Raw genomic sequence first — 26,713 nt, forward strand, 5'->3', positions numbered from 1 at the left:
GGGTCACGCCGGCCCGCCGACGCGGGCGGCGTCCCGGTCCACGCGGCCGAACGGGACCGGCACGCCCTCCAGGATCGCGCTGGGCCGCCAGCCCGACCACTGGTCGAAGCGCTTGTTGAGGAAGTAGGACAGGTCCTCGTTCCAGGTGTGCCCTCCCCCGGACCGGCGCAGGACGTAGCCCAGGCCGTGCGCCGAGTGGATCCGGCCGCCGCTGTGCAGCAGGGCCGTCATCAGCTGGGTGTCGATCGCGCGGGGCAGGGGCCGGAACCCGCCCACCTCCTCCCACACGCTCCGGTCGAACATCAGGGTGCCCCCGGAGACGAAGCGGAGCGGCAGCTCGCTCTGCCTGCCGCGCCGCACGGTGAGGTCGAGCTCCTCCAGGTAGACGAAGTCCTGCACGTTGCCGACCAGATCGGCCCCGGAGTAGACACGGGCCAGGAGCAGGTCGGCCAGGTGGTCGGGGCCGTACCAGTCGTCGTCGTCCCACTTGGCCACCAGGTGGGACGAGACGCGGTCGACCGTGTCGTTGAGCACCGCGCCGAAGACCTGGTCGGCGTCGGCCTCGTGCACGGTCAGCGGCAGGCCGGTCGCGGTGAACTCCCGGACGGCGGCGGCCACCTCGGGCAGGGCGGCCGGGAACCCGTGCAGGGTCAGGACCACTTCGAGCCGGACCCCCCGCTGGCGGGCGATCTGGGCGAGCGCGAACCCGACCATCTCCGGCCGCCGGGTGCACAGGATCACCGACACCCGGGGCTCGGGCGCCACGGGCACGCCCGCGTGCGCGGCGATGGCCTGCCACCGCGCGCGCTGGCCGTGGGTACGCAGCGCCGCGCGCCGCAGCCGCACGCTGTACTCCTCCCGGCGCAGCGGGTCCTCCAGCTCGGTCTCCTCCGCCCCGGACAGCAGGTCCACCAGCGTGTCGCCCAGTCCCGCGGCCCACCCGGGCACGGGGCCGCTCAGCAGCGGCACCCCGCCCGCGGCCAGGGACGCCACCGCGCGGACGGTCGAGACCGGCCCGCCGTGCCCCTCCCACCCCACACGGATGCCGCGCAGGTGGCGCACGCGCTCCAGGGCGATGTCGGTGACGGTGCCGTCCGCGGCGACCACCGCCACGACCCTGCCGTCCTCGACGACGACCGTGCGCCCGTCCACCGTGGTGAGGTCGGCGACCGGGCCCGTCACCCGGGCGCGGAAGCCGACCGGGTTCACGGTGCGCTCGTCGATGGGCGGCACCCCCAGGGAGGGGTCGCTCCCGGTGATCCGCGGCGCCGGAGCGTCCACGGCACCGGCCTGCACCGCCCCGGCCTCCGCGGTGTCCAGGTCCCACACGTCGGCCCCGCCGGAGCGCCGGTCCACCACCGCGACGTCGGCGTCCAGCCAGTCGGGCAGCGCCGTGCCGTCGTCGGTCCGCAACACCAGGTCCACCGCGGGGACGGCCTTGAGCCGGGGCGCCGGCCCCGTGGCCGGGGCCCACAGCGCGCCCGGGTCCCCCGCGCGCCACGTCGCGGCCTCGGGGCCGTACAGGGCGGCGACGGGCCGCGGGGCCGGGACCGGGCGCCGCCCGCCGGTGCCCTCGAAGACCCCGGCGACCACGGGCGCGACCGCGGTGCCCGCCGGGAAGAAGAACTCGCAGATCCACCCGTGCTTGCCGAGCCGGCGGGTGCTCTGCTCCACCATCCCCCGCCACTCCCCCAGGCCGGGCGAGGAGGGGACCGGCGGACGGCTGTGCCCGGGCGTGTCCGTCACGGCCACGATGATGTGCGCGGCCGGGGGGAAGCCCGTCATGACCGTCGCGGCCCGGCGCAGGTCGGTGTAGGTGGCGGCCAGGACGACGCACAGCGCGACCGAGCCGCCCGTGCCCTCCCCCCGCACGCCGGGCACGGACAGGGGCTCGCCCACGGGGTGGGCGTCCAGGTCCACGAGGCGGTCGCGGCCGCGCAGGCGCAGGCCGTCGAGGGCGTTCAGCGTCCGGTTGGCGATCCCGGCCCGGCACAGGACGGCGGGCTCGCCGCCGCGCGTGCGCAGCGCCTGGCGGAGGACGTGGGTGATCATCGGCGACCTCGAAGGGTTGGCGACACGGCGCGAGCGCCCCGTCGGACAGGTGACGTCAGGTCTCAGAGTAATCAGGTTGATTACCCCAAGTGTCCATTTCGTCGCGTGTCGTCACGAATGGCAGCTCGCGCCGTGTTCCTCCTACTCCTCCGCCGTCGGCGTCACCCGCTCAGCGGGCGATGCGCCGCAGGGCCCGGCGCGCCAGGCCCGGCGTGAACCAGCGCAGCTTGCGCTCGGCGCGCTTGGCCCGTGCCCGCATCCGGTCGACCTCCGCCAGCGCGTGGTCGAGCTCGCGGCGCAGAGCCTGCGGACTCCTGGTCTCGACCGCCTCCGTGCCCTCCTCGGGCACGACACAGTCGTTGCCGGGCATCCAGTACGTGCCGTAGACCTGTTCCACGGCCCGGTCCAGCTCCTTGCCCTCGGCGCCGGGCTCCAGGTGGCGCGCCCGGGCGAAGGCGGACGTGCGCTCCAGGCGCAGGACGCCGTCGTCGGCGCGCGCCGCCCCGGGCAGGGGCGCGCACACCAGGCCGGCCCTGTTCTTGTTCGCGACCTCGACCAGGTCGGCCACGAGGGTGGGGACCGGAGTGGCGCCCACCGGTACGCGCACCATGAAGGGGACCGGGGAGTCGACCTCCGGCACCTCCTCGGTGAACCGGACCCGCGCGTCCCCCCGGAAGGTCTCCTCGATCAGGCGCAGGTCCAGCAGCTCCTCGTCCAGCGGCGCGCGGCGGCCGTCCTCGAGTTCGCTCCAGGGGCCCACCATCGAGACCCGAACGTCCGGCGTGGTGCCGGCGAGCAGCGCGGAGACGGTGCCGTCCACCTGCTCCAGGGTCGCGCCCGCCACGTCCAGGACGACGTCGGCGAAGGGCACCTCCCACAACCGGTCGGGGCGCTTGCGGCGCAGGTGGAAGTCGGGCACCCGGTTGGACACGTACGGGGCGCGGTAGCGCATGCCCGCGTCGCGGCGGGTCTGCATCTGGGTGCGGCCCAGGTGCCAGCTGCTGGTGTCCAGGTCCGGGATGAACACCGCGCCCTGTTGGGAGACCCGGTAGGCGAACTCGGAGTCGCCGCCCAGGATCAGATCGCCGTCCAGGCCGCCCGCCGCCTCCAGCAGGGAGCGGTGCAGGGACCCGGTGGCGCCGATGAAGACCTTGTAGGCCAGTCGGTCGGCGGTGCACAGCCGGTCGTGCCGGTCGATCAGGTTCTCCACCCAGTGCGGGTCGGCGCCCTCGCGGTCGAACAGGGTGTCGGCGCGGCCCGCGGCGACCTCGTCGCGCACGTACTCGGGCGTCATCGCCTCGGGGTCGAAGTCCACGAACAGCTTGTGCCCCATCGCCACCCCGTAGTCGACGAGGTGGTGCCAGCGCATCTGCGACTCCACGTGCTCGCGGTAGACGAGCATGTCGGCGTCCAGGCGCAGGACGACCTGCCCGGAGGTGGCCGCCACGCCGGTGTTGACCGCGTGCGCCGAGCCCCATCCCCCGGGAGCCGACGTGATCAGCCGCGTGTTCTCCGGGCGCACCTCCGGCAGGGTCAGCGGCTCGGGCGAGTCGTCGTCCACGACCACGACCTCGGTCAGGTGCGCGGGGTAGCTCTGCGCGGCCAGCGACGCCAGCACCAGGGCCAGCTTCTCCGGGTGCCCGTGCGCCGGGATCACCACACTGACCGTCAGGGTCGGAGTCCACTCCCCCAGAGCCGGCGGCTCCAGCGGCGAGTAGTCGTTGCGCGTCAGGCGCGGCTGTTCGGTGTAGTCCGCCTCGCCCCGCGAAAGGGCGTCCCCCGCGCGGGGATCATCGGCGGCCGGCCCCCGGCCGGTGTCCAGAGTGGTCAACGGAGTCCCCCCGTGTACTCGGTGGCGGGCTGGCCCAGTGGCGCCGGTTCCCCCTCCAGGAGGGCGCTCGGGCACCAGCCGGACCACTGTTGCGTGTGGTCGTGCAGGAAGAAGGACATGTCCTCGGACCAGGTGTGGCCCCCGCCGGTGCGGCGGAGCACGTACCCGAGCCCGTGGGCACGGTAGAGCCGGCCGCCGCCCCGGATGACGGCGATGAGCAGCTGTGTGTCGATGGCGCGCGGCAGCGGCCGGAAGCCGCCGACCTCCTCCAGGACCACCCGGTCGGTGAGGATGGTGCCTCCGGCGATGAACCGGGTGGCCGCCTCGGACCGGCGGCTGCGCCACAGGGTCAGGTCGGCCTCCTGGAGGTAGACGAAGTCCTGGCCGACGCCGACGAGCTCGCCGCCGGAGTAGGCGCGGGCCAGGACGAGGTCGGCCAGGTGGTCGGGGCCGTACCAGTCGTCGTCGTCCCACTTGGAGACGAGGTCGCCGGAGGTGCGGCTGACGGCGTCGTTGAGGACCGTGCCGAAGATCTGGTCCGCGTCGGCCTCGTGCACGGTCAGCGGCACGCCCGTGTCCCGGAACCCGGCGATGGCGGAGGCCACCTCGGGCAGGCTCGCGGGGAAGCCGTGCAGGGTGAGGACCACCTCGACGGACACGCCGCGCTGCCGGGCGATCTGGGCGAGTGCGAACCCGACCATCTCCGGGCGGCGGGTGCACAGGATCACCGACACCGTCGGCTCGGGCGGGAGCGGCACGCCCGCCCGGGCGGCCAGGGCCCGCCAGCGGGACCGGCGGCCGTGGGTGCGCAGGGCCGCGCGGCGCAGCCGGACGCTGTACTCCTCCCGGCGCAGCGGGTCGGCCACGTCGGCCTCCGCGGCCCCGGTGACGAGGTCGGTCAGGGCGGTGCCCAGTCCGGCGGCCCAGGCGGGCACCGGGCCGCTCAGCAGCGGCACCCCGCCCGCGGCCAGCGAGACCACCGCGCGCACGGCGGCGCTCGGCCCGGTGTGCCCGGACCAGTCGACGCGGACGCCGCCCAGGTGCCGCAGCCGGGCGAGGTCGACGTCGGTGACCGTCCCGTCCGCCGCGACCTTGACCAGGTCCTCGTCCCCTTCGCGGACGACCGCGTGCGGGCCGTGGACCGTCAGGTCGGCGAGCCGGCCCTTGGCGATCCGGGAGAACCCCATGGGGTTGACCGTGAGCTCGTCGATCGGCGCGATCTCGTGGACACGCTCGTCCGCGGGGGTAGCGGCCGCCTCGCTGACCTGGCGGGCACGGGCGGTCTCCCCGGCGATCGCGGCCCAGGAGTCGGCGGAGGTGGTGGCGCGGTCCAGCACGGGGACGGTCCCGTCGGTCCACTCCGGCGCGGGCTCCTCGGACACGCGCAGCGCGAGGTCTCCCACGGGGGTGACCCGGCGCAGCGGGACGGGGCCGGAGGCGTCCACGCCGTGGACGCCGGTGTCGCCGGGCCGCCACAGCGCGGCCTCGGGCCCGTTGAGGGCGGCGAGGGGCGCGACGGCGGGGCCGCGGCGGCGGCCGCGTGTGCCGTGCAGGACCGCGTCGAGCACCTCGCAGGACTCGATGGCGTTGGGGAAGAACAGTTCGCAGAGCCACCCGCGCCGGCCGACCCGGCGGACCCGCAGCTCCTGGATGTCGCGCCACTGCCCCATACCCGGCGCGGCGGGGATCGGCGGCTCCTGGAGGCCGCTGGTGGCGACCAGGGCGACGACCAGGTGGACGGCGCGCGGCAGGTGCACGCTCACCGTGAGGGCCCGGTGCAGGTCGGTGGAGGTGGCGGCGACCACCGCGACCAGGCCCGCCTCCTGGTCGCCGAGGACGGACTCGCCCATGGGGTGCGCGTCCAGGTCGACGAGGCGGTCGGTGGGCCGCAGCGGCAGGCGGTCCAGGGGTGCGCGCGCGCTCTCGTGAGCGCCCGCGTGGCACAGCACGGCGGGTTCCCGGCCGCGTGTGCGCAGGGCGTTGCGGAGTGCGGTGGTGATCATCGGGCGACCTCGGGTGTGTGGACGGTGCGGCCGGGGCCGCGTGGCCGGGGGCCGGTCGGTGGCGGTGGGGCGGCGGCGTCAGACGCCCTTGCGGCTGAACACGTGCGCCCCCTTCTCGGCGTGCGCCTCGGTCCGGTGGAGTTCGGGGTGCTCGGCCAGCCAGCGGTCGCCGATGGCGCGCTCGTCGGGCCGGTCGGCATCGTCCAGTACGAACACGACGTCCTCCGTGCAGCGGGGCAGCAGGGTGGGGAGCGCGGGGTAGCGGGCGTGGCGGCCGGTGGCCTTGGGCGGTCCGTCGACGAACACCAGGCCGATGCCCTCCAGGTCCTCCAGGACGGAGGTGTCGTACCAGCGGTCGGCGGTGGAGATCCGCTCGTCGCCGACGGTGACGGTGACGGCCCCGATCTCCGTCAGGGGCGCGGTGCGGACCTCGACGATGTCGTCCAGCCCGTGGGAGGCGATGAGCGCGCGACTCAGCTCGGCGTAGCGGACGTCGTGCTCGACGGCGACGAGCCGGCCGCCGCCGGCGCGGCGCAGGGCGTAGCCCATCCAGACGCTGGAGGCGCCGCTGCCGAACTCCACGACCAGCTCGGGGCGCAGCCGGTCGATGTGGCCCACCAGCACGCGGAGCACGTCCGGGGAGGCGGCCCAGCCGCGCAGCGGCGGCATGAAGGGCGCGGTGTCGAGGTGCTCGCTCAGCTCGGTCCAGGCCACGTGCTGCTCGTAGTCGTGGCGGCCCTGGGTGGTGACGGCACGGTTGATCTCGCGCGACAGCTTCGGCAGGGAGTGTGACGAGAGGCGGTTGACCCGGGCGCGGGTGGCGTCCAGGGCGCGGATGGTCTCCAGCCGGTCGCGGCCGAGCGTCTCGGTGACCGTGCGGGTGTGCGCCCGGATCTCCTGGGACACCTCGCGCAACGCGCCGCGCGTGCGGCGCACGGCCAAAGCCAGGACGGCCACCGCGCCGACCAGCACGACCAGGCCGGTGGCGAGGAGGGCCTCGGCGACTGTCACAAGCGCGAACAGGGCCAGGACGGTCGGGGCGGCCAAGACCGCGAGGGCGACCGCCCCGGCGGCGATGAGGAGGGGACGGCGTCCGCGTCGAAGCGATCGCATGAGTGGTGACCTCCGGAGTTTCGGACACGGCACGTGGGACGTGCGGGGGGCATGACGGTTTTCTCCGTGCGAAACGACCAGTTCCGAGCGCCTCTCCGACGGCGCCGGGAAACTCCCGCGAAGTGATGTCGACACTAACGCCCCCGTGGAATGGCACGACCCCGTGCTGGGGAAATCAAAACCGGAATGGCATCCAATTCCCCCTTTGTTCACCATCCCCTCACCCGGACCTCGATTACGCGAGGCCCTGTGTTCCGCCAGGCCCTGTGTTGCGCCGGTCCCGGCATTCCGCCAGGCCCCGTGTTCCGTCGGTCCCGGCGCGCCCCGGAGAAGGGCGGTCACCATCCGGTGGCCTCCAGCAGGGCCTCCTCGACCATCGGCGCGAGCGTACGAGCGTAGGTCGCGGTCATGTGCGAGTGATCCCAGAACACCAGCACGTTACCCACGACGGCGTCGCACTCGCCGGAAGGACACACGTAGGCGGTCAGGTCCATCGTCGTGACGTTGTCGGGCAGGTCGGCCTCGGCCACCGGGTCCGTGGACGCCTGGCTGTAGGTCGAGGGCGAGGTGCACCGGTCCGGGTTCCCGCGCTCCACGCACTCCGCGCTCTGGTAGCTCAGCCGCGGCAGGTCGCGCATGCCGACGACGTCGATGCCCCACTCCCGCAGCTGGAGCCAGCGCTCGCCGTACCCCTCCGGGATGGTCTCACCGGCCGGTGTGGCGCGGGTGGAGGAGGTGAACACCGCGTCGGGGCGCAGCCGCTCCAGCTCCGCCATGGCCTTGGCGTCCCACTTCTGGCACTCGGTGAACACCTCGCCTTCCCGGTAGGGGGTGTCGGTGCTGAACTGGCAGCCGCTCTTGGTGAAGGACACCAGGCGCCACCCTTGCTTCTCCGCCGCCGCGGCCACGGCCGGGTACCAGTGGGCGGTGCGGGAGGCCCCGACCATGGCCAGGGTGTGCTCGGCGTCGGCCGGACCGACGTCGCACACCACCAGGTCGGTGGAGGCCAGGTTGACGTGGCAGCCCTGGGTGTGGTGCGTGGACAGGTCCATCTTGGCGTCGGCGGGGTCGGGCAGGACCGGTAGGGCGTCCAGGTCCTCCAGCGCGTCCGACTCGGCGACCATGAGCGCGCCCGGGTAGCTCTCCGGCTCCCCCGCCTGCTCCCTGCGGATGCGCTGGTCGTCGGCGATGTCCGCCGACCACACCAGGGACAGGGCCAGCACGGGCACCAGGAAGGCGGCGGCCAGGCCCAGGGACCAGGCGGGCGTGCGGCGCCGGGCCGCCCGGGTGAGGCGGTCCGTGCCGCCCTCGACCACCGCGTGCGTCGCCCACGCCAGGGCCAGGGACAGCCCCAGCACCAGGGCCCCGCCGGAGAGGCTGGCCAGCGCGCGGTCGGTGACGTAGAGGTAGCAGACCAGGACCGGCCAGTGCCACAGGTACAGCGCGTAGGACAGCCCGCCCAGGGAGGTGAGCGGGCGCCAGGTGAGCAGGCGGTCCGCGCCGAACCGGCTGCCGGTGGTCCCCGCCAGGATCACCAGGACGGCGGCGCCGGTGGGCCACAGGGCGACGTAGCCGGGAAAGAGCGTGGCCACCGGCAGCAGGAGGCCGCAGGTGACGAGGCCGACCAGGCCGACCCAGCCCATCACGGTGCGCAGGCGGGCCGGCAGGTCGAACCGGTGGATGGTCAGGGCCAGGATCGCACCCAGGGCCAGCTCCCACAGGCGGGCGCCGGTGTCGAAGTAGGCCCAGGCCTGGTTGGAGTCGGTGATCCACACCGAGTAGGCCAGGGAGCACACGAAGACGGCGGCGACCGCGGACAGCACCGCGTGCCGGACCGGCACGCGGGCGCGGGCGGCCACGAGGGCGGCCAGGGTGAGCAGGATCGGCCACAGCACGTAGAACTGGCCCTGGATGGACAGCGACCAGAAGTGCTGGACCGGACTGGGCGCGGCGTCCCTGGCCAGGTAGTCGACCGCGGCGCGGGCCAGCGCCCAGTTCTCGTGGTAGAGGGCGGCGGCGCGCACCTCGGACAGGATGTCGGCCCACCGCGAGCGGGGCAGCCACACGTACGTGGCGACGAGGACGCCGACCAGGGCGACCGCGGCGGCGGGGGCCAGCCGCCGGATCAGGCGGGTCCAGAAGGCCACGAAGCCGATGCGGCCGTCACGTTCGAGGGCGCGCATCAGCGAACCGGTGATGAGGAAGCCGGTCAGCAGCAGGAAGACGTCCACGCCGCCGGAGACCCGGCCGAACCAGATGTGGTAGACGGCCACGAGGACGACGGCGATGGCGCGCAGGCCCTCGATCTCGGGCCGGTGACCGGTACGGCCCGGGCGAGCGGATCCGGTCGTGGAAGGGGCGTCCGCTGGCGCGGCGGCGGCCCCGGGAGCAGGAACAGACATGGGTGGGGACGGCCTCTGCAAGGAATGGTGTCGTCAGACAGGGGCGGGCAGCGGGTTCCGACCCCTGGATTTCGGCTCTGAGTCAACGCCCCCTCCGGTATCGACCGGGTTGCGGGCGGGCGAACACGCGAACAACTCCGCCGGGCGGTACGGATCCGCACCGACGAACGACACGCTTCGTGCTCGATTCATGACCCTATGCCATGAACGGTGGTCGTCTCGGCAACGACTTCCGCCTGCGTTTATTCCCTGGGCGCGGTGTCGAGAGGCTGACATCGGAGACCTGGCGTACTGGCTGATAGCTTGCTCGGTAGCGATCCCATCGCTGGTAAGCACGACGATTCACGTCACTGGAAAGGTGCATCAGAGATGTCTGCGCCGTACTCGCTGCCCGAACTCACCTACGACTACGCGGCCCTGGAGCCGTGGATCTCCGGTCAGATCATGGAGCTCCACCACTCCAAGCACCACGCCACCTACGTCGCCGGTGCCAACACCGCGCTGGAGCAGATGGCGGAGGCCCGGGAGTCCGGCGACTTCGGCACCATCCCCATGCTCGAGAAGAACCTCGCGTTCCACCTCGGCGGCCACGTCAACCACTCGATCTTCTGGCAGAACCTGTCGCCCGAGGGCGGCGACAAGCCGACCGGCGAGCTGGCCTCGGCCATCGACGACCAGTTCGGCTCCTTCGACGCCTTCCGCGCGCACTTCGGCGCGGCGGCCAACAGCATCCAGGGCTCCGGCTGGGCGATCCTCGCCTACGAGCCCCTGGGCAAGCGCCTGATCATCGAGCAGCTCTACGACCAGCAGGCGAACATCCCGCACAGCACCACCCCGCTGCTGATGCTGGACATGTGGGAGCACGCGTTCTACCTGCAGTACAAGAACGTCAAGGCGGAGTACGTCAAGGCGTTCTGGAACGTGGTCAACTGGGCCGACGTCCAGGCGCGCCTGGAGAAGGCCCGTTCGGTCGAGTTCTAGGACCGGAGCGCGGCCGACCGCCGCGCGGCGCACGCGTCGCGGCACGCCTGCCCGGACACGGCGGGCACGGCCGCGCCGACGCGTGTGAGGAGCCTCAGCCGAGGGCGGTACCACCCCGATCGGGCGGTGCCGCCCTCGCGCCGTCGGTCACACGACGAGCCGGTCCGGGTCACCGACCACCGGGCCGTGCCGGTCGAGTTCGCACCAGGCGCGCCCGAGCCGCCAGACCAGCTCCCGGGCGGTGGCCTCGTCGAAGGCGAAGGGCAGACGGAAGTACTCCGCGTACCGCCCGTCCTCCGAGGCCGACATCATGGGTCCGGGGATCAGCTCGACGTCGTGGCACAGGGCCACCTGCGCGAAGGCCCGGGCGTTGACCCCGGGCAGCTTCACCCACAGGGCGGCTCCGCCGTCGGGCCGCTCCCACCGCCAGGTGGGCACCGCCTCGCCCAGCAGCGCCTCCATCCGGTGCAGCGACTCCCGCAGCTGATCGGAGCGCGCGGCGGCGAGCTCCTCGTAGCGCGGCAGCAGGCGCACCGCGACCGCCTGGTCGAGCAGCGGACTGCCCAGGTCGGCCAGGACCTTGCGGCGGCTGAGCCGCATGGCGATCTCCGCCGGGGCCCGCAGCCAGCCCAGCCGGAGCCCCGCCCATCCCACCTTGGTCAGCGACTCGACGGTGATGACCTCCGTGCCGCGCGGGGCGAACGCGGCGAGCGGAGGCGGCTCGTTTTCGGCGCGCAGACCGGTGTAGGCGCTGTCCTCCAGGACGGGCGTGCCGTACCGGGCGGCCAGTTCGCCGATCTCGCGCCGCCGGGCCGCGCTCATGAGCCGGCCGGTGGGGTTGTGGTACGAGGGCATCACGTACAGCAGGTGGGGCGCGTAGTCGACGATGGCGCGGCGGAGCGCGTTCGGCTCGATGCCCTGGTCGTCGAGCGAGACCGGGTGGAAGGCCGCCCCCTGGTCGCGCATGAGGTCCAGGCATCCGGCGAACCCGGGATCCTCCGTGACCACCGGTGAGCCCTTGCGCAGGTAGAGCTGGGAGATGAGGGCGACGGCCTGGTGGGCGCCGGTGGTGACCACGATCTGGTCGGGCGTGGTGGGCAGGCCCTGCCGCTCGTAGTGGTCGGCGATGGCCTGGCGCAGGACGGGCAGCCCCCGCGGGTGGTAGCTCTCCTCCGCCATGAGGGCGGGCAGGTCCCGGTCGACGACCTCGCGGACGGCCTCCTCCACGATGCTCAGCGCCGGGGTGCGCATGCAGGCCGCGGAGATGACGCGCGGGGTCTCGCGCAGCAGGTTCTGGTACATCGGGTTGGCGACGCTGCCGGGCGCCCAGCCGTCACTGCGGACCGGTCCCACGCTGGCGCTGACACGGGTGCCGCTGCCCTGCCGGCTCTCCAGGACCCCCTCCGTGCGCAGGGCGTCGTAGGCCGACACGACGGTGGTGCGGCTGATCCGCAGCGCGGAGGCGAGCGCCCGCTCGGAGGGCAGCCGCTCCCCCGTCAGGACGGTCCCCTGCACGACCAGGCCGTGCAGCGCGTCGGCGAGGCGCCGGTAGAGGGCTCCGCTGCCGGCCGTCCACGCACCGAGGTGGTCCACCAGCACGCCCACTTCACGAGAAGAGTCCATTTATCGCTCCATTGGATATGTCAGAGTGGACCGCACCCCTCCATACTGGCATCAACGAAAGGGATACCACCAGAACCAAAGTGGCCCCTTCAAGTCCAGTCCACTCTCCTTGGGAGTACCGATGCCGTCCCTCACCCCGTTCCAGCGCACCGCGGCCGACCACGCCAGGCCGACCACCGTCTCGGCCGCCCGGCCGGTCTCCGCGACCGCGCGGGGAACGGTCCTGGCGGAGGCACGGACGCTCATCGCCCCCGGCGGCGACCACTGCGCACTGTTCTCACTGGTCCTGGCCATGCGTCGGCGCGCCGAGGACCATGCCGGCCTGGTGGACGAGGTCCATTTCTCCGACGAGGGGAACCGCGTCCGGATCGTGTCGCGCTGGCGGTCGGCCGAGGACCTGCGCGCCTTCGTGGACCAGGCGCACGACGACCTGCTCGACTACCGGGCGGCGAGCGGTGCCTTCCCCACGGTGGAGCGGACCCTGTGGTGGACCGCGGCCGACACCGAGGTGACGGCCGCGGAGGCCGACCGGCGCTCCGAGCACCTGCGCGCGCACGGCCCGGGCCCGAACGCCTTCACCCTGGGCTCTCCCGTCCCCCCGCCGGCGGACCGCCGGGTCCGCTGACCCGGAACCGCCCGGACGCGCTGACCCCGTGCCGCCCCGGCGCCGGGGCGGTTCAGGCCGGGTATCGGGCGGCGAAGGCGGCGGCGTCCCAGGTGCCGCCGAGGGCCGGGGCCAGGGCGGACCGGGCCGTGGCGGCGAACGCCGGGGCGTCCAGGCCGCCGCTGCCCTCCGGGACCGCGCCCAGCAGGGGGCCGGCGCCCATCGTCGGCAGGTCCTCCAGGTTGCAGCGGACCGCCAGGTCGGGCTCGCACGGCCAGGAGCCCACGACGACGCCGACCGGGCCCACGCCGCGGGAGCGCAGGGCCTCCCCGGTCAGCGCCGTAGCGTTGAGCGTGCCCAGGTCGGGGCGTGCCACCACCAGGACCGGCGCCGACAACAGGACGGCCGCGTCGGCGAGCGTCTCTCCCTCTGCGTTGAGCCGCACCAGCAGGCCGCCCGCCCCCTCGACCAGGACCAGGTCGTGGTCGGCGGCCAGACGCGTCGCGGCGTCCGCGACCTCCTCGGCCCGCACGCACCCCGCCCCGCACCGGGCGGCGGCGGTCGCGGGGGCCAGGGGGTCGGGGTAGCGGACGAGCTCGTCGGTGGACACGCCCGGGACCAGCCGCGCGACCTCGTCGGCGTCCCCTGGTGCGCCGGGGGCGACCCCCGTCTGCGCGGGCTTGAGGACCGCCACCCGCCGTCCGGCGCCCCGTGCCGCGGCGGCGACCGCGGCCGTGACCACGGTCTTGCCCACCTCGGTACCGGTGCCGGTCACCACCAGGATCCTCACAGCGCCTCCAGCGACGCCTCGGTCGCGGCGACCATGCCCGCCGTGATCGCCGCGACGTCCTCGTCGGTGCACACGTAGGGAGGCATGGCGTAGACGTGGTTGCGGAAGGGGCGCAGCCACACGCCCGCGGCCACCGCCGCGCGCGTGGCCTCGCGCATGCGCACCGGTTCGTCCAGTTCCACGACGCCGATCGCACCCAGCACGCGCACCTCGCGCACCCCCGGCAGCGACTCGGCCGCCGCCAGCCCCTCGCGCAGCCCGGACTCGATCCGGCGCACGTCGGCCCGCCAGTCGCCGCCGGTGAGCAGTTCGACGGAGGCCAGTGCGGTGGCGCAGGCCAGTGGGTTGCCCATGAACGTGGGACCGTGCGCCAGGACCGGCACCTCCCCCTCGGCGATGCCATGGGCCACCCGGGGCGTGCACAGGGTCGCGGCCAGCGTGAGGTAGCCGCCGGTCAGGGCCTTGCCCAGGCACATGATGTCGGGAGTGACCCCGGCGTGGTCGGCGGCGAAGAGCTCACCGGTACGTCCGAAGCCCGTGGCGATCTCGTCGAAGACCAGCAGCAGGCCGTACTCGTCGGCGATGCGCCGCAGCTCGCGCAGGTGGCCGGGATGGTGGAAGCGCATCCCGCCCGCTCCCTGCACCACGGGCTCCACGATCACCGCGGCCAGCGTGTCGGCGTGTTCGGCGGCCAGCCGCTCGAACTCCGCGGCCCAGGCCGGATCGACCGCGGTGTCGAACCCTCCGGCCGGGGCGGGCCCGTGCACCTGGCGCGGCAGGACGTCGCCCCACAGGGCGTGCATGCCGCCGTCGGGGTCGCACACGCTCATCGCGTGGAAGGTGTCGCCGTGGTAGCCGCCGCGCCAGGTCAGGAAGCGGCGGCGCTCGGGGCGGCCGGTGGAGCGGTGGTACTGCAGGCACATCTTCATCGCGACCTCCACCGACACCGAACCGGAGTCGGCGAGGAAGACGTGCTCCAGCCCCGCGGGAGTGATCTCGACCAGGGCCCGGCCTAGATCCGCGGCCGGCCCGTGGGTCAGTCCGCCGAACATCACGTGGCCGAACGCGTCCACCTGCGTGCGCACCGCCGCGTCCAGCGCGGGGTGTCCGTAGCCGTGGATCGCCGACCACCACGACGCCATGCCGTCGACGACGCTGTGCGTCACGCCGTCCGACCACAGGTCCAACCGCGTGCCCCGCGCGCCGGTGACCACGTACGGTTCCTCGGCTGCGGGGACGGTCGTGTACGGATGCCACAGGTGGGCGCGGTCCGCCGCGCGCACACGCGCGGGGTCACGGAGGGTCGAGGTCATGGTGCCTCATTGTTCACCGGGCCGACCGGGGCGGCCACGCGAGCGCCGCCAGGAATCGCGGCCGAACTTTGTGGGCTTTCACGGGTGACGGTGCGGGCACCGACCGGCAGAGTCGTAGACGCCTCCCTGGCACGCGGACCGGACCGCCCCAGCGGGATTGGCCGCCGCTGGGACGGTTCCCGCCAGGGACCGGCGGCGATCCGGCCGCCGCGCGCCCTGGCGCCGCCGGCCGCCCGGCCTCTTCCCCTCGCCTCCACCGGGGTGTGCCCGCTCCCGTCCACGACCCGAGGAGACCCCGCCATGGACAGCGCCACGAGCTCCGCGCCGCCGCGCCCCTGGCCGCTGCGCGCCGGCCCTCCGGAACCGGCCGGGTCCGACCCGTCCCCACCCTTCGCCTGGCTGGACGCGGCCGCCCGCCGACGGGCCGAGGCCGGCCTGACCCGCCGCACCGTGCCGCGACAGGTCGACGACGCGCTGCTGGACCTGGCGGGCAATGACTACCTGGGCCTGCTGCGCCATCCGGAGGTGGTGCGTGCGGCGGCCGGGGCCGCCTACGCCTGGGGCGCGGGCGCCGGCGGGTCGCGCCTGGTCACGGGAGACACCGAGCTGCACGGAGAGCTCGAACGCGAGCTGGCCGACTTCTACGGCACCGAGGCCGCGCTCGTGTTCTCCTCCGGGTACGCGGCCAACCTCGCGATGGTCACGGCCCTGGCCGCCCCCGACGAGGGTGACGCGCCGCTGATCGTGTGCGACCGCTACAACCACGCCTCGCTCATCGACGCCACCCGGCTGGCCAAGGCCTCCGGGGCGCGGGTGTCGGTCTACGACCACGCCGACCCCGGACACGCCGCCACGGCCCTGGCCGACGCGCGAGGCCGTGCCCTGGTGCTCAGCGACACGGTCTTCTCCGTGGACGGCGACCTCACCGACCTGGTCGGACTCGCGGAGACCGCGCGCGGAGCGGGGGCGGCGCTGCTGTTGGACGACGCGCACGGACTGGGCGTCGTGGGCCCCGGCGGGAGCGGTGCGCTCACCCTGGCCGGGCTGCGCGGGGCGGGCGACGTCGTGGTGTCGGTGACGCTGTCCAAGTCCCTGGGCGCCCAGGGCGGCGCCGTGCTCGGTCCGCGCCGCGTGATCCGGCACCTGGTGGAGACCGCGCGCACGTTCGTGTTCGACACGGGGCTGGCGCCGGCCGCGGTGGGGGCGGCGCTGGCGGCACTGCGCGTGCTGCGGGCCGAACCCGAACGCGCCGAGGCGGTACGGAACCGGGCGCGGGACCTGTCCGAGGGGCTGCGCGAGCGCGGGCTGACGGTGAGCGACCCGGACGCGGCCGTGGTGTCGGTGATCGCCCCGACCCGTGAGTCCGCGCTCGCGTGGCGCGCGGCCTGTCTGGAGGCGGGCGTGCGCGTGGGGTGCTTCCGTCCGCCCTCGGTCCCGGACGGCCGGTCGCGACTGCGGCTCACCGCCCGCGCGACCCTGGACGACGCCGCGGTGCGGCGGGTGCTGGACGTCGTCTCCACCACGCGCCCCGGGTAGCCTGGCCAATGCTGGAGACCTTGTTCGGGAGGCGGTAGCGGCATTGTCTGAGCGCGGTGACGACGGATCCGGGGCGGAGGTCCCCGAGAACCACCCACCCGGTTCCCCCGCCGACGACGCCCGGCCCGATGACGAAGCGCGTTCGGGCGGTCACCCGATCGACGGCGGCGAAGCCGGCGGCGACGCGGAACGGGCGGGCGAGGGCGCCCGAGCCACCGACGAGTCCGGTGAGTCCGGTGAGACCGGTGAGACCGACGACGATGCACGGGCCGACGGCGCGGCGCGCCGCCCCCGAGGTCGGCGCAGGGCGCGCATCGCCCTCGTGGGCAGCGCCGTCCTCGTCCTCGCTCTCATCGTCACCCTGGTCGTGCCCCCGGCCCGCGACGGCCTGGTCAACCTGTGGTGCGAGGCCACCGACGGCGTGTGCCCGGTCGAGGAACTGCCGCCCATCACCGACGACGAGGAGACCGACCCCCGGGTGCGCATGGAGCCGGAGGATGCCGCGCTGTGGGGCAACTACGTGGCCCTGGGCGACTCCTACTCCTCCGGTGACGGCGCGGGCGACTACGAACCGGCCACGGCCGAAGCCGGCGGGTGCTGGCGCTCGGAGCACGCCTACTCCCGGCTCATCGAGCAGGAGTTCGACTTCACCGGCGCACTCGGCTTCTACGCCTGCAGCGGCCACCGGGCCACCCACATGCTCGAACAGGTCGGCACCCCGGAGTCGCAGATCGAACGGGTGACCGAGCACACCTCCCTGGTCACCCTGGGCATCGGCGGCAACGACCTCGGCTTCATCCCCGTGCTGCGCACCTGCATCGTGCGTATGCCGCTGCTGGAGAACGGCGCCTGCCAGGCGCAGGAAGGGGAGATCGGCCGGCGGCTCGACGCGTTCGAGGAGGACCTGGGCACGGTGCTCCGGGAGATCCGCGATCGGGCGCCGGACGCCCGGGTGCTCGTGCTGGGCTACCCGCGGCTGTTCCCCGAGGAACCTCAGGGCATGTACTACACGCTGACCGTCAGCGACCAGCAGTGGTTGAACGAGATCGGCCGCGACCTCAACGACCGCATCCGCGACGTCGTCTACGAGGTGGACAGCCACGTGTACGGAGGACGCCGGTCCGGCAGCGTCGAGTACGTCAACACCTTCAGCGCGCTCAGCGGCTACGAGGTGAGCGCGGACGAATCCTGGCTGAACGGCATCGTGCTCGACCAGCTCGGTGAAGGGCTGCGTGTGGACCGGGCGAGCTTCCACCCCACGGCCCAGGGACATATGTCCATCGCCGACCGGATCCGCCGACAGATCGAGGAAGGGCCCGAGCGTGTGATCTACGTGTCGCGCGAGACCCTGGCGAGCGTCAACGACGACCGCCTGGCGGCCGAGCTCGGCGGGCCGCTCGCCCCCGTCATCGGCCCGCCCGCGCCCACCGCCGCGCCGAGCGAGAGCCCCGAGGCCGGGAACGAGGCGGACGGCGGGTAGCACGGGAGACCGGCCGGGCCGAGAGCCCCGAGGAGCCAGGCGAGGCGCGCGGGGGCCGAAGGTTCCCGTGCCTTCGGCCCCCGGGACGTCCTAGCGCCCGGCTCTGAGCTCGGCCAGGACCTCACCGAAGCGGTCCAGACCCCAGTTGAGGTCCTCCTCGCTGATGACCAGCGGCGGCGACATCCGCACCGTCGAGCCGTGCGTGTCCTTGACCAGCACGCCGTGCTCGGCGAGCTTCAGGCACAGCTCCTTGCCCGTACCCAGCGCCGGGTCGACGTCGATGCCCGCCCACAGGCCGATGCTGCGCGCCGAGACCACCCCGTCGCCCTCGAACTCCTTGAGCCGGCGCTTGAGCACCTCGCCCAGGCGCCGCGCGTTCTCCAGGTAGGGCCCCTCGGTGAGCATGGTGACGACCTGCCGCCCCACGGCGCCCGCCAGCGGGTTGCCGCCGAACGTGCTGCCGTGCTGGCCGGGCTGGATCACCCCGAGGACGTCCTCGTCGGCGACCATGGCCGAGACCGGCAGGATGCCGCCGCCCAGCGCCTTGCCGAACAGATAGGCGTCGGGGACCACACCGGAGTGCTCGCAGGCCCGGATCGTCCCGGTCCGGCCGAGGCCCGACTGCACCTCGTCGGCGATGAACAGGACGCGTTCGCGGTCGCAGATCTCCCGGACCCGCGGCAGGTAGTCCGGCGGCGGCACGATGACGCCCGCCTCGCCCTGCACGGGCTCGATCAGCACGGCCGCCGTGGTGTGGTCGATCGCCTGCGCGATGGCCTCGGCGTCCCCGTAGGGCACCGAGCGGAACCCCGGCGTGTACGGGCCGAAGCCGGTCCTGGCCTCGGTGTCGGACGAGAACGAGATGATGGTGGTGGTGCGTCCGTGGAAGTTCGCGCCCGCCACGACGATGGTCGCCTGGTCCTGCGGGATGCCCTTGACCTCGTAGCCCCACTTGCGGGCCACCTTGATACCGGTCTCGACCGCCTCCGCGCCGGTGTTCATCGGCAGGACCTTCTCCTTGCCGACCATGTCGGCCAGGGCGCCGACCCACGGGCCGAACTGGTCGTTGTAGAAGGCGCGGCTGGTGAGCGTCACCCGGTCGATCTGCCGGTGCGCGGCGTCGAGGAGGTCGGGGTTGTGGTGGCCGAAGTTCATGGCCGAGTACCCGGCCAGACAGTCCAGGTACCGGCGTCCCTCGACGTCGTTCACCCAGGCTCCGCGGCCCTCGGCGATCACGACGGGCAGGGGTGCGTAGTTGTGCGCCGAACGCGCCTGTGCGAGCGCGATGTGATCCGCGCTGGTGAGTGCTTGTCCGCCCGGGTTTCCGGCGGAGTCCTGCTGGCCCAGATTCTGGGTGCTGCTCATCTAGCCGCTCCGATCACCATTGACCGTTGTCAGTCCTGAGATACCCACCGTCGGGCCCGGTAGAGCCCTCGGACGGGAAACCCTCAAGAGTTGAACAGATCACACCGCGCCCCCACAAGAGGTAAGCGATGTCACTCGCCGCGCCCCGGGCCGAAACCCCGGCCGCGCGGACCTCGAAAGCCCTCTGAGCGGGGCCGTCATATCCAGTGTGACCTGCGAGGAATCCTCTAGTGACGCGGTCCACAACCCCGGCGGCGATCGGGTCGGCCCCTGAGGGGTACCGTCGCGTGAAAGCCACTCGGCCGCCGTGATCCCGCGGGCGGCCCCGGACCATGCCAGGGAGGTCGGGCGTGTCCATCCATGCGTCTGCGAACGAGTCCCCCGACGCGCCCTTCTCGCTGTCCCGCCTGGTGTCCGCCGTCACCGACGCGGTCCCCGACCGGGTCGCCCTGGTGGCCGGACCGCGCCGGCTGACCTACCGCGCCCTGCACGACCGCTCGGTGCGCCTGGCCCGCCACCTCGTGGCCCAGGGCGTGCGCCCGGGCGAGCACGTGGCGGTGCTGTCCTTCAACCGCGCGGAGTGGATGGAGTCCTTCCTCGGGATCCTCGCCGCCGGCGCGGTCCCGGTCAACGTCAACTACCGCTACGTCACGGGCGAGCTGCGCCACGTGCTGGCCGACGCGCACGCGGTCGCGCTGATCGCCGAGGACTCCCTGGCGGCGGCCGTCACCGCGATCCGCCCCGACCTGCCCCGTCTGCGGCACGTGCTCCTGATCGAGGACGGCGGCGTGCGCGAGCCGGCCCTGGAGGGCACCGACTACGAGACCGCGCTGGCGGCCCACGCCCCGCGCGACGGCGAGCCCGACCTGCCCGGGACGGGCGGCGACGACCACTACCTGCTCTACACCGGCGGCACCACCGGCTACCCCAAGGGCGTGCTCTGGCGCCAGGCGGACATCTTCCGCGCCGCGCTGGAACGCCGCGCCCCGGGCGCCCCGCGCGCGCAGTCGCCCGCCGACGTCGCCGCTCGCGCCGCCGCCTGCTTCCCCCAGCGCATGCTCGTGCTCGGCCCCCTCATGCACGCCGCCGGCCAGTGGAACGCGCTGAGCATGCTGCTGTGCGGCAAGCGCGTCGTGCTCTCCACCGACCGCAGCTACCGGCCGGACCGCGTCCTCGAACTCGCCCACCGCGAAGGCGTGCACGCCGTACAGCTGGTGGGCGACGCGATGGCCCGGCCGCTGGCGCGCCACCTGCTCACCGAGCCGGGGCTGTGTCCGGACCTGACCTCGGTGCGCTCCGGCGGCACCCCGCTCACCCCGGCCGTGCGCGCGCTCTGGCGCGCCTGGCGCGAGGACGTGGTGCTGGCCGACGCCTACGGCGGTTCGGAGACGGGCGTGTGCGGCTCGGCCACCGGCGGGGACGAGGAGCCCGGCGACGCGCGCCAGGCGGCCCCGACCCTGGCCGGCGGGCCGGACCTGCGCAGCTTCACCATGGGCGGCAGCATCGCCGTGCTCGACGACCACCTGCGTCCGCTGCCGCCCGGCTCGCCCGAGGTGGGCCGCATCGCGCGCAGCGGACGGATCCCGCTGGGCTACTACAACGACCCGATCGCCACCGGCCGGACCTTCCCCACCGGCGCCGACGGCCGCCGCTGGGCCCTGTCCGGCGACTACGGCACGCACGCCCACGACGGGTCCATCGCCCTGCTGGGCCGGGGCAACGCCGTCATCAACACCGCCGGGGAGAAGGTCTACCCCGAAGAGGTGGAGGCCGCGCTGAAGGCGCATCCGGCGGTGGAGGACGCGATCGTGGTGCCCGCCCCCGACGAGCACCTCGGCCAGCGGGTGACGGCGCTGGTCTCCGTGGCCGCGGGCGCGCGCCTGGACGCGACCGAGCTGCGCGCGCACTGCCGCGTACGGCTGGCCGGGTTCAAGGTGCCGCGGACCGTGCACTTCGTCGACCGGGTCCGGCGCACGGCGGTCGGCAAGCAGGACTACCGCTGGGCGGCGTCGGTCGCCCAGGGCGGCGAGCGCACCACACCGAGTTTCGGACGCTGAATACCAGTCACACCACGTGGCCGAAACCTGAGAAACCCCACGCCGCGCGCATCTCCTCCGCCCCGCTGCCCCGCTAGACTGGCCGCACCCGGCCCGGCCGCGGGACCTCGCCGGTCCCTCCCCCAGTACGCCCCGGGCGGCACATACCCGGCGGCGGTCGGCGCAGCGCCCCTGTTCCAACGCGCTCCGGCCCCGCATCCCTGACCGACCCGTGTCCCGCGGGTGGGTACGGTGACCACACAGGACGGAGGACGGCGCCCCCTCCCGGGCCCGGCCCGGGCCAGCGCCCTACAACTCAGATGGCCAAGTCAGCAGGCTCCTTCATCTTCAACGCGGTGCGCGGCGGGGCCGTCGGCACCTCCGAGGCGCTGCCCGGCATCAGCGGCGGCACGGTCGCGCTCATCGTCGGCCTCTACGACCAGCTCATCGGCGGCGCCGGCCACATGGTCAGCGGCATCAAGCGCTACGTCACCGACGTGCCGCGCGGCCGCGGCAAGGACCGCGCGAACGAACAGTTCCGACAGGTGGACTGGAGCGTCCTCCTCCCGGCGCTGATCGGCATGGTGGTCGCCCTCCTCCTGGCCGCGGTCCTGCTCTCCCCCCTGGTGGAGGAGTACGCCCAGTACGCCTACGCGCTGTTCTTCGGGCTCGTCCTGGCCTGCCTGTGGATCCCCTACACCGGGGCGGGCAAGACCTGGCGCGCCTGGCACTACGCGGTGGCGCTGGCCGTCGCCGTCCTCGCGTTCGTCCTGACCGGCCTGCCGGGCGCGAACCTGCCGACCAACCCGGTGTTCGTGTTCCTGGGCGGCGCCGTCGCCATCTGCGCGCTCGTGCTGCCGGGTCTGTCCGGCTCGTTCATCCTGCTCACGCTCGGGCTGTACGAGCCCACGATGCAGGCGGTGCGGGACATGGACGTGGTCTACCTCGGCACCATGATGCTGGGCATGATCACCGGCCTGGCCCTGTTCGTCAAGCTCCTGCAGTATCTGCTGGAGAACTTCCACCACCTCACCCTGGTGGTCCTCACCGGCCTCATGGCGGGATCGCTGCGCGCCCTGTGGCCGTGGCAGGACCACGACCGCAACCCGCTGCCCATCACCGACGTCCCCGTGACCCTGGCCTTCGCGGTGGGCGGGTTCGCCGTGGTCACGGCGGCGATCGTCTACGAGCACCGCAAGAAGGCCCGGATGGGGGCGGGCGACGGAGCGGCGCCCACCCGCGTGCACTAAGGTCGCCAACTGACGCGGGGTGCCGGGAGCAGTCCTCCCGGCTGAGAGCACACCCGTCGAACCTGCCCTAGTTCGTACTAGCGAAGGAACGTCATGAGCGCGTACAACGTGTTGTCCGTGGCCGGGAGCGACCCCAGCGGCGGCGCCGGGATCCAGGCCGACCTCAAGGCCTTCTCCGCCCACGGTGTCTTCGGGATGACCGTGGTCACCGCACTGACCGCCCAGTCCACGCGCGGCGTCACCGGTGTCCACGGCGTCCCGGCCGCCTTCGTCGCCCACCAGGCGGACACACTGCTGTCCGACGCCACCGTGCACGCGGTCAAGATCGGGATGCTGGGCACGGCCGAGGTCACCGAGGCCGTGGCCGAGGCGATCGAGCGCCACCGGCTGGTGAACGTGGTCCTGGACCCGGTGATGGTCGCCAAGAGCGGTGACCGGCTGCTGGAGGAGTCGGCGATCGCGGCCCTGCGCACCCTGCTGCTGCCGCGCGCGGATCTGCTCACTCCGAATCTTCCGGAGGCGGCCGACCTCTTGGGCGTGTCGGAGGCCGTCAGTCTGAAGGAAATGCGTGACCAGGCCGAGCGACTGCTGGAGCTCGGTCCGCGCCGGGTCCTGCTCAAGGGCGGTCACCTGGCGGGCGAGGAGAGCGTCGACGTGCTGGTCTCGCGGGACGAGGAGCCGCTGGAGCTGCGCGCGCCACGGGTGGACACCCGCAACTCGCACGGCACGGGGTGCACACTGTCGTCGTCGATCGCCGCCCTGCTCCCCCAGCGCCCGGACACCGCTTCGGCCGTCCGCGACGCCAAGGACTACCTGACCGAGGCACTGCGCCGCTCGGACGAGATCGACGCCGGCGGCGGCCAGGGCCCCGTGCACCACTTCCACCTCTGGTGGTAGGCGGCACGGTCACCTCTGGTGGTAGGCGGCACGGTCACCGCTGGTGGTAGGCGGGCCTGACCAGCGCTGATCACGGGCGAACAGCCGAAAGGGGGACCGCACACCGTGCGGTCCCCCTCGTGTTGCGTCCCGGGTCGGAACTAGCCGCGCACGTCGTCCATGACGGCGTCGGGGTTCCTCCAGTCGGGGTACCCGAAGAACTTCCGGGTCTCCGCGACGATGAGCGGGGACAGCAGCAGCAGCCCGATGAGGTTGGGCAGCGCCATGAGCCCGTTGGCGATGTCGCTGAACAGCCACACGTTGCTCAGGTCGGCGACCGAGCCCAGGAAGATGACACCGATGAACACCAGCCGGTACGGGGTCACGAAGCCCCGGCCGACCAGGAACTCGATGCACCGCTCGCCGTAGTAGGCCCAGCCGAGCAGGGTGGTGAACGCGAACACCGCCACGGCGATGGCCACCACGTAGGCGCCGACCGGCGCCAGCCCGGGGCTGACCGACCTCAGGCCCTCGGTGAGGGCCTGCGTGGTCAGCAGCGAACCGTCCTCGGGGTTCTCCGCCTGCCACACACCGGTGGTGATGATGACCATGCACGTCATCGTCACCACGATGATGGTGTCGATGAAGGTCTGGGTCATGGAGACCATGGCCTGGCGGACCGGCTGCGTGGTCTTGGCGGCCGCGGCGGCGATGGCGCCGGTGCCCAGACCCGACTCGTTGGAGAAGATGCCGCGGGCGAAGCCGTACTGGATCGCCATCATCACGCCCGCGCCGGCGAAGCCGCCGGCCGGAGCGGTGCCGGTGAAGGCGGTGGTGACCACGAGCTGGAGCGCGGGCAGGATCTGCGCCCAGTTCACGGCCAGCACCAGCAGGCAGATGGCCACGTAGGCGACGATCATCAGCGGCACGAGCGCCGAGGCGACCCGGCCGATGCTCTTGATGCCGCCGAGGATGACCGCACCGGCCAGCACCATGAGGATGAGGCCGATGACCCAGGTCGGGGCCGGCGTGATGCTCGCCATCTGCTGGGCGACCGTGTTGGCCTGGGTGCCGTTGCCGATACCGAAGGCCGCGATGGCGCCGAAGACGGCGAACGCGACGCCCAGGGTGGTGCCCAGGCCGCCGGGCAGACCGTACTTGAGGTAGTACATCGGCCCGCCGCTCTGCTCACCCTTGGAGTCGGTGCGGCGGAACTTCACCCCCAGCAGGGCCTCGCTGTACTTGGTGGCCATGCCGAAGAAGCCGACGACCCACATCCAGAACAGGGCGCCCGGGCCGCCGAGGCCGATGGCCAGCGCGGCACCGGCGATGTTGCCGACACCGACCGTGGCGGCGAGCGCGGTGCTCAGTGCCTGGTAGTGGGAGATGTCCCCCTCGACCGAGGGGTCCTCCTTGCGCCGGACCAGAGCGAGCCACAGCGCGTGCGGCAGCTTGAAGAGCTGGAGCAGTTTGAGTCGAATGGTGAGGAAAACGCCGACAAAGAGCAGCAACGGGATGAGGACGAAGGGTCCCCACACGATGCCGCTGACGATGCCGGCCATCTCAAGGAGTTGATCCATGGGGGATCTCCCTATCACGATCAGGGGCCGGGGGATGGTCGTGGACCCGCGGGTGGCGGGACAGCGTCCCTCCCAGGTGAGCGGCTCCGCGAGCCGCGGGCACACTCAGGGTGCTGTCAGATTTGCAGTGATTCGTCACGGACACGTCACGTTCACTCGACGCAAGCGTTGCGGGTCGGGTGCTCACGCGTCCGGTGAGCCGTCGGCCTGGGCCAGGGCGAGCCGGCTGAGGACGGCGGCCGCCGCCTCGGGGTCCGCGCCCTGGCCGACCGCCACGCCGAGCAGGTAGGTGGTCAGGGGCGCGGCCGGCCGCGCGACGGAGTGGGCGGCGTCTCTGGCCAGGTCCAGCACCCGGTCCACGTCGGCCTTGGCCAACGGATCCGTCCCGGCCAGGTCCAGCTCCGCGCGCACGACTTCCGCCCATTCCACGAGGGTCACCACAGGACTCCTTAGAGCAATTCATTCGTCACAGAAGGCGATCTTAGTCATCGCCGGGCCACTCGGCGGCCACCCGCGCGCACCTGCCGGGTCACCGCGTGCTCCGCGAACCCACGCCTGGCCTTAGGGAGCGGTTCCCCCGAGGCCTGACCGGGGTTCACTCCCCGAGCCTAGCGTCGAAGGCAGCCATCCCCCGGCGTTGGGAGCAGCCCGAATGTCCCCCACAGCAACCGACCGCACGGACCGGAGAGCCTCGTCGCCTCCGCTGCGCGTGGCGATCGTGACCGAGTCCTTCCTTCCACAGGTCAACGGGGTGACCAACTCCGTGTGCCGGGTCGCCGACCTCCTCGCGGCCCGCGGCCACCAGGCGCTCGTGATCGCTCCCGGTCACGGCCCCTCCTCCTACGCGGGCTTCCCCGTGGTCCGGATGCCCGCCCTGCCGCTGCCCTTCTACCGCGACTTCCCCGTGGGCCTGCCGGCGCGGCGCACGATGACCGCCGCCATCCGCGCGTTCGCCCCGGACGTGCTGCACCTGGCCTCCCCCGCCCTGCTCGGCCAGGCCGCGGTGGAGACCGCGCGCCGCTGGGCGCTGCCGACGGTGGCCGTGTTCCAGACCGACCTTCCGGGTTTCGCGACCCGCTACGGCCTGCCCGGGTCCGAGGCCCTGTGGTCGCTGATGCGCCGCACGCACGCGGCCGTGGACCGCACCCTGGTGCCGTCCTCGGCGAGCATGGAGGCGCTGTCGGCGCACGGCTTCCCCCGGCTGGACCTGTGGCGGCGCGGCGTGGACACCGTCCGCTTCTCGCCCGAGCACCGCAGCGAGGACCTGCGCCGGCGCCTGGCGCCCGGCGGCGAGGTGATCGTGGGCTACGTGGGACGGCTGGCCAAGGACAAGCGGGTAGAGATGCTGGCGCACCTGTCCAGGCTCCGCGGCATCCGGCTGGTCGTCGTGGGCGACGGCCCGGAACGGGCCCGGCTGCGGCGCCTGCTGCCGGACGCGGTGTTCACCGGGCAGCGCACCGGCGCCGACCTGTCCCGGCTGTACGCCTCGTTGGACGTGTTTGTGCACACCGGCGCCGACGAGACCTTCTGCCAGGCCGTGCAGGAGGCTCTGGCCTCCGGGGTGCCCGCGGTGGCGCCGGGCGCGGGCGGCCCGCTGGACCTGGTGGCGCCCGAGAGCAACGGGCTGCTGTTCGCGCCCGATTCCGTGCGCGAGCTGCGGGTGGCCGTGGGCCGGCTCGTCCACAACGCGCCACTGCGCGCGGGGATGGCCGAGCGCGCGCGGCCCTCGGTGGCGCACCGCACCTGGGACGCCGTGGGCGAGCAGTTGCTCGACCACTACCGCGCGGTCATCGCGCCGAGCCCGGAGCTGGCCGCTCGCGCGCAGCGGCAGGCCTCCACCGCCTGAGGCGCGCGCCCCTGGCCCGACCGGGGTTCGGC

Annotated in this window: 19 protein-coding genes and 1 riboswitch; of the genes, 8 read left to right on the forward strand and 11 right to left on the reverse strand. The window is 73.4% G+C overall.

Annotated features, from left to right (window positions below; translation table 11 throughout):
• Positions 1 to 3 precede the first annotated feature (3 nt).
• From DFP74_RS29595 to DFP74_RS29615, 5 genes are all read right to left on the reverse strand, one after another.
• Entirely contained in the window at positions 4 to 2,052 is a 2,049-nt protein-coding gene (locus DFP74_RS29595; protein WP_121186797.1) for a glycosyltransferase, read from the reverse strand.
• A gap of 169 nt (positions 2,053 to 2,221) precedes the next feature.
• The gene (locus DFP74_RS29600; RefSeq protein WP_121186799.1) at positions 2,222 to 3,883 is read right to left on the reverse strand and encodes a glycosyltransferase family 2 protein; all 1,662 of its coding nucleotides are present in this window, start codon (positions 3,881 to 3,883) and stop codon (positions 2,222 to 2,224) included.
• Positions 3,880 to 5,886 carry a glycosyltransferase family 2 protein gene (locus tag DFP74_RS29605; protein ID WP_121186801.1) on the reverse strand — a complete coding sequence of 669 codons (2,007 nt, stop codon included), beginning with the start codon at positions 5,884 to 5,886 and terminating at the stop codon, positions 3,880 to 3,882. The genes DFP74_RS29600 and DFP74_RS29605 overlap by 4 nt, the downstream gene beginning before the upstream one ends.
• Positions 5,887 to 5,964: 78 nt before the next feature.
• Positions 5,965 to 6,999, reverse strand: a complete 1,035-nt coding sequence (locus DFP74_RS29610) for a class I SAM-dependent methyltransferase (RefSeq protein ID WP_121186803.1) — start codon at positions 6,997 to 6,999, stop codon at positions 5,965 to 5,967.
• Between the two features lie 338 nt (positions 7,000 to 7,337).
• Positions 7,338 to 9,401, reverse strand: coding sequence for an acyltransferase family protein (locus tag DFP74_RS29615; RefSeq protein ID WP_121186805.1), 2,064 nt, complete (start codon positions 9,399 to 9,401; stop codon positions 7,338 to 7,340).
• A 369-nt stretch (positions 9,402 to 9,770) separates the two neighbouring features.
• Here DFP74_RS29615 and DFP74_RS29620 point away from each other — a divergent pair, with 369 nt between their 5' ends.
• Positions 9,771 to 10,382, forward strand: a complete 612-nt coding sequence (locus tag DFP74_RS29620) for a superoxide dismutase (protein WP_121186807.1) — start codon at positions 9,771 to 9,773, stop codon at positions 10,380 to 10,382.
• 147 nt (positions 10,383 to 10,529) lie between these two features.
• On the opposite strand, the gene DFP74_RS29625 is transcribed toward DFP74_RS29620, so the two are convergent.
• Entirely contained in the window at positions 10,530 to 12,005 is a 1,476-nt protein-coding gene (locus DFP74_RS29625; protein ID WP_121186809.1) for a PLP-dependent aminotransferase family protein, read from the reverse strand.
• 121 nt (positions 12,006 to 12,126) lie between these two features.
• Here DFP74_RS29625 and DFP74_RS29630 point away from each other — a divergent pair, with 121 nt between their 5' ends.
• Positions 12,127 to 12,630 (forward strand): DUF3291 domain-containing protein, encoded by a 504-nt coding sequence (locus DFP74_RS29630; protein WP_121186811.1) that lies wholly within the window; start codon positions 12,127 to 12,129, stop codon positions 12,628 to 12,630.
• A 52-nt stretch (positions 12,631 to 12,682) separates the two neighbouring features.
• Here DFP74_RS29630 and bioD read toward each other — a convergent pair whose 3' ends face one another.
• Positions 12,683 to 13,399 carry a dethiobiotin synthase gene (bioD, locus tag DFP74_RS29635; protein WP_121186813.1) on the reverse strand — a complete coding sequence of 239 codons (717 nt, stop codon included), beginning with the start codon at positions 13,397 to 13,399 and terminating at the stop codon, positions 12,683 to 12,685.
• On the reverse strand, positions 13,396 to 14,712 hold the full coding sequence (locus DFP74_RS29640; protein ID WP_121186815.1) for an adenosylmethionine--8-amino-7-oxononanoate transaminase: 1,317 nt from the start codon (positions 14,710 to 14,712) through the stop codon (positions 13,396 to 13,398). The genes bioD and DFP74_RS29640 overlap by 4 nt, the downstream gene beginning before the upstream one ends.
• 300 nt (positions 14,713 to 15,012) lie before the next feature.
• Between DFP74_RS29640 and DFP74_RS29645 the strand changes: the two genes are divergently transcribed.
• Together DFP74_RS29645 and DFP74_RS29650 are read left to right on the forward strand one after the other, a co-directional pair.
• The gene (locus DFP74_RS29645; RefSeq protein ID WP_121186817.1) at positions 15,013 to 16,248 is read left to right on the forward strand and encodes an 8-amino-7-oxononanoate synthase; all 1,236 of its coding nucleotides are present in this window, start codon (positions 15,013 to 15,015) and stop codon (positions 16,246 to 16,248) included.
• A gap of 43 nt (positions 16,249 to 16,291) precedes the next feature.
• On the forward strand, positions 16,292 to 17,728 hold the full coding sequence (locus DFP74_RS29650) for an SGNH/GDSL hydrolase family protein (RefSeq protein WP_121186819.1): 1,437 nt from the start codon (positions 16,292 to 16,294) through the stop codon (positions 17,726 to 17,728).
• Between the two features lie 90 nt (positions 17,729 to 17,818).
• Here DFP74_RS29650 and rocD read toward each other — a convergent pair whose 3' ends face one another.
• The gene (gene rocD / locus DFP74_RS29655) at positions 17,819 to 19,093 is read right to left on the reverse strand and encodes an ornithine--oxo-acid transaminase (protein WP_121186821.1); all 1,275 of its coding nucleotides are present in this window, start codon (positions 19,091 to 19,093) and stop codon (positions 17,819 to 17,821) included.
• Positions 19,094 to 19,443: 350 nt separating this feature from the next.
• On the opposite strand from rocD, the gene DFP74_RS29660 reads away from it, so the two are divergent.
• From DFP74_RS29660 to thiD, 3 genes are all read left to right on the forward strand, one after another.
• Positions 19,444 to 21,150, forward strand: a complete 1,707-nt coding sequence (locus DFP74_RS29660) for an acyl-CoA synthetase (RefSeq protein ID WP_233571216.1) — start codon at positions 19,444 to 19,446, stop codon at positions 21,148 to 21,150.
• A 299-nt stretch (positions 21,151 to 21,449) separates the two neighbouring features.
• The gene (locus DFP74_RS29665; RefSeq protein ID WP_121186825.1) at positions 21,450 to 22,379 is read left to right on the forward strand and encodes a DUF368 domain-containing protein; all 930 of its coding nucleotides are present in this window, start codon (positions 21,450 to 21,452) and stop codon (positions 22,377 to 22,379) included.
• 5 nt (positions 22,380 to 22,384) lie between these two features.
• Positions 22,385 to 22,485: riboswitch (TPP riboswitch) on the forward strand.
• Positions 22,473 to 23,276, forward strand: a complete 804-nt coding sequence (gene thiD, locus DFP74_RS29670; RefSeq protein ID WP_121186827.1) for a bifunctional hydroxymethylpyrimidine kinase/phosphomethylpyrimidine kinase — start codon at positions 22,473 to 22,475, stop codon at positions 23,274 to 23,276. (Overlaps the previous riboswitch by 13 nt.)
• 140 nt (positions 23,277 to 23,416) lie before the next feature.
• Here the strand turns inward: thiD and DFP74_RS29675 are convergent, their stop codons facing one another.
• Both DFP74_RS29675 and DFP74_RS29680 read right to left on the reverse strand, forming a co-directional pair.
• Positions 23,417 to 24,835, reverse strand: a complete 1,419-nt coding sequence (locus DFP74_RS29675; protein ID WP_121186829.1) for a sodium:alanine symporter family protein — start codon at positions 24,833 to 24,835, stop codon at positions 23,417 to 23,419.
• Positions 24,836 to 25,018: 183 nt separating this feature from the next.
• Entirely contained in the window at positions 25,019 to 25,273 is a 255-nt protein-coding gene (locus DFP74_RS29680) for a DUF6457 domain-containing protein (RefSeq protein WP_121188612.1), read from the reverse strand.
• 214 nt (positions 25,274 to 25,487) lie between these two features.
• Here DFP74_RS29680 and DFP74_RS29685 point away from each other — a divergent pair, with 214 nt between their 5' ends.
• Positions 25,488 to 26,681: a glycosyltransferase family 1 protein gene (locus DFP74_RS29685; RefSeq protein WP_121186831.1), complete on the forward strand. Its 1,194-nt coding sequence runs from the start codon at positions 25,488 to 25,490 to the stop codon at positions 26,679 to 26,681.
• The last annotated feature ends 32 nt before the right edge of the window (positions 26,682 to 26,713 follow it).

The sequence above is a fragment of the Nocardiopsis sp. Huas11 genome (assembly GCF_003634495.1).
In the GTDB taxonomy this organism is placed as follows: Bacteria; Actinomycetota; Actinomycetes; order Streptosporangiales; family Streptosporangiaceae; genus Nocardiopsis.

Bases quoted from the DNA above. Each gene is read 5' to 3' on its own strand.
- DFP74_RS29595 (WP_121186797.1), bottom strand. From the start codon at position 2,052: ATGATCACCCACGTCCTCCGCCAGGCGCTGCGCACGCGCGGCGGCGAG.
- DFP74_RS29605 (WP_121186801.1), bottom strand. From the start codon at position 5,886: ATGATCACCACCGCACTCCGCAACGCCCTGCGCACACGCGGCCGGGAA.
- DFP74_RS29610 (WP_121186803.1), bottom strand. From the start codon at position 6,999: ATGCGATCGCTTCGACGCGGACGCCGTCCCCTCCTCATCGCCGCCGGG.
- DFP74_RS29615 (WP_121186805.1), bottom strand. From the start codon at position 9,401: ATGTCTGTTCCTGCTCCCGGGGCCGCCGCCGCGCCAGCGGACGCCCCT.
- DFP74_RS29620 (WP_121186807.1), top strand. From the start codon at position 9,771: ATGTCTGCGCCGTACTCGCTGCCCGAACTCACCTACGACTACGCGGCC.
- DFP74_RS29625 (WP_121186809.1), bottom strand. From the start codon at position 12,005: ATGGACTCTTCTCGTGAAGTGGGCGTGCTGGTGGACCACCTCGGTGCG.
- DFP74_RS29630 (WP_121186811.1), top strand. From the start codon at position 12,127: ATGCCGTCCCTCACCCCGTTCCAGCGCACCGCGGCCGACCACGCCAGG.
- DFP74_RS29640 (WP_121186815.1), bottom strand. From the start codon at position 14,712: ATGACCTCGACCCTCCGTGACCCCGCGCGTGTGCGCGCGGCGGACCGC.
- DFP74_RS29645 (WP_121186817.1), top strand. From the start codon at position 15,013: ATGGACAGCGCCACGAGCTCCGCGCCGCCGCGCCCCTGGCCGCTGCGC.
- rocD (WP_121186821.1), bottom strand. From the start codon at position 19,093: ATGAGCAGCACCCAGAATCTGGGCCAGCAGGACTCCGCCGGAAACCCG.
- DFP74_RS29665 (WP_121186825.1), top strand. From the start codon at position 21,450: ATGGCCAAGTCAGCAGGCTCCTTCATCTTCAACGCGGTGCGCGGCGGG.
- thiD (WP_121186827.1), top strand. From the start codon at position 22,473: ATGAGCGCGTACAACGTGTTGTCCGTGGCCGGGAGCGACCCCAGCGGC.
- DFP74_RS29675 (WP_121186829.1), bottom strand. From the start codon at position 24,835: ATGGATCAACTCCTTGAGATGGCCGGCATCGTCAGCGGCATCGTGTGG.
- DFP74_RS29685 (WP_121186831.1), top strand. From the start codon at position 25,488: ATGTCCCCCACAGCAACCGACCGCACGGACCGGAGAGCCTCGTCGCCT.